The organism is Paenibacillus forsythiae T98 (assembly GCF_000520735.1).
In the GTDB taxonomy this organism is placed as follows: Bacteria; Bacillota; Bacilli; order Paenibacillales; family Paenibacillaceae; genus Paenibacillus_AQ; species Paenibacillus_AQ forsythiae.
Genome location: NZ_ASSC01000227.1, coordinates 1 through 2,174 on the forward strand (window position 1 = coordinate 1; position 2,174 = coordinate 2,174).

The 2,174-nt window shown below is 56.2% G+C and carries 3 protein-coding genes; all 3 read right to left on the reverse strand.

All coding sequences use genetic code 11. The features are described from left to right. Positions 1 to 957: LUD domain-containing protein (locus tag L692_RS0108005; protein ID WP_025698775.1), on the reverse strand; the 957-nt coding region annotated here is incomplete at its 3' end. Then, positions 954 to 1,682: a (Fe-S)-binding protein gene (locus L692_RS0108010; protein ID WP_025698777.1), complete on the reverse strand. Its 729-nt coding sequence runs from the start codon at positions 1,680 to 1,682 to the stop codon at positions 954 to 956. The genes L692_RS0108010 and L692_RS0108005, both read right to left, overlap by 4 nt. Continuing rightward, positions 1,679 to 2,174, reverse strand: a 496-nt coding sequence (locus L692_RS0108015; protein ID WP_025698779.1) for an NAD(P)-dependent oxidoreductase, incomplete at its 5' end; no start/stop codon positions are given. The genes L692_RS0108010 and L692_RS0108015, both read right to left, overlap by 4 nt.

Consider the following 2,174-nt stretch of genomic DNA (forward strand, 5'->3'; position numbering starts at 1 on the left):
CACATTCATGCACGCTCCGCAGCGGATGCATTTCAGCACTTCCTTATAAGCCGTCGCCAAAATATCGGAGCGGCCGTTATCCACAATAATGAGATGAAACTGCTCGGGGCCGTCCAGATCGCTTTCCCGGCGCGGACCGCTGATGCCCGTCACATAGACGGAAATTTTTTGCCCGGTGGCGCTGCGCGTCAGCATCGTCAAGGCGAGATCCAGCTCGTTCCATGTCGGTACGATTCGCTCCATTCCCATAATCGCAATATGAATTTTCGGAAGCGTGGTCGTTAAGCGGGCGTTGCCTTCGTTGCTGACAAGCACGACGGTACCGGATTCCGCCACCGCAAAGTTGCAGCCGGTAATGCCGATATCCGCCTCCATAAACGATTCGCGCAGATGCTCCCGCGCGAACGCGCACAGCTCCGAAGTATCATCGGACAGCTTCCGTCCGGCCGCTTGCGAGAACAGCTCGGCGATTTCCCCCCGCCGCTTGTGCAAAGCGGGAGAGATAATATGGGACGGCTTCTCTCCGGCAAGCTGCAAAATATATTCGCCTAAATCGGTCTCAATGACGCTTAGCCCCTGCTCTTCCAAGTGCTTGTTCAGATGGATTTCTTCCGTAATCATCGATTTGGCTTTCACGATCTTACGCGCGCCGTTCTCTATCGCGATCCGGCTCACGATCGAAACGGCGTCCGCCGCTTTGGATGCAAAGTGCACGTGCCCGCCGTTTGCCCGGACATTGCCCGCCAGCTGCTCCAGGTAGCTGTCCAAATTGTCGATCGTATCCATCCGGATTTCGGAAAGCAGTTCTCTCCATTCCTCCACGTTCCCGAGCGCTTCCGCCGCCTGGACCCGCCCCGTCCGGAGACGGTCCTGAACAAAGGGAACGGCCCGCTGCAGTTGCGTGTCGTTTAACGCTTCCTTGGCGCGCGCTTTGAAATCGGCGGCTTGCAGGTTCATGTAATCATTCCTTTCGCCAATACTTCCGCAATATGCATCGTTTGAATGTTTTTTCCCGTTCGGCGCAGGCGGCCGGCAATGTTCATCAAACACCCCATATCCGATCCGATCAGTGTTTTCGCGCCGGTCGATTCGAGATGCCTGATTTTCTCATCGACCATCGCCTCGGAAATCGCGCTCATTTTGGCTGCGAATGTCCCCCCGAACCCGCAACAGTCCTGACAATACGGCAGCTCCTTCATCTCGAGGCCTTCGACACGGGAGAGCAGCTGTACAGGCTCGCTCCGAACGCCGAGCCCCCGGCTCATATGGCATGACTGATGATAAGCCGCCGAATCCTCGCAGACCGCGCCAACATCGTCGATTCCCAGCACGCGGACGACAAACTCGGTAAATTCAAACGTTTTGTCCGCCAGCTGCGCCGCCTTGGCCGACCATTCCGGATCACCGTCAAACATGTCCGGATAATAATGGCGCACCATCGCCGCGCAAGAGCCGGAAGGGGCGACGACATATTCACTGGACTGAAAGGCCTGAATCGTTTGTTTCGCCGCTTTGCGCGCGTCTTTCACATAACCGCTGTTATAAGCAGGCTGTCCGCAGCACGTTTGGGCGAGCGGGACATCGACCTCGACGCCGTTTCGCTCTAATATGCTGACTACGCTTTTTCCGACTTCGGGGAAAAAAATATCGGACAAACAGGTAATAAAAAGCGACACCTTCAAAAGGAAGCACCCCCTAATTGAAATTCCTTGATTAGATTCGGAGGTTTCTCTCCCTTCAAAGCGATAACGAGATTGCGGGCGGCGGACATGGCCATCTCATGGCGGGTTTTGGCGGTAGCGGAACCGACGTGGGGGAGCGTAATGACATTATCCATAAGCAGCAGCGGATTGGCGGGATCGACAGGCTCGTGCTGAAAAACGTCAAGTGCCGCCGCCCTTATTTTTCCGGCGCGCATCGCCTCGGTCAGCGCTTGCTCATTGACGGTCATGCCGCGCGAGGCGTTAATAAACACGGCCGAAGATTTCATCAAGTTAAAGTGCCGTTCATCGATGAACCCCTTCGTTTCTTCCGTCAGCGGAACCATGACGACGACAAAATCCGACCGGCGAAGCAGATCGTCCAGCGGGGTGAAGACGGCGCCAAGCTCCTGCTCCGCCTCCGGCTTGCGGCTGCGGCTGCTGTACAGCACGTTCATGCCAAAACCGAGCTTG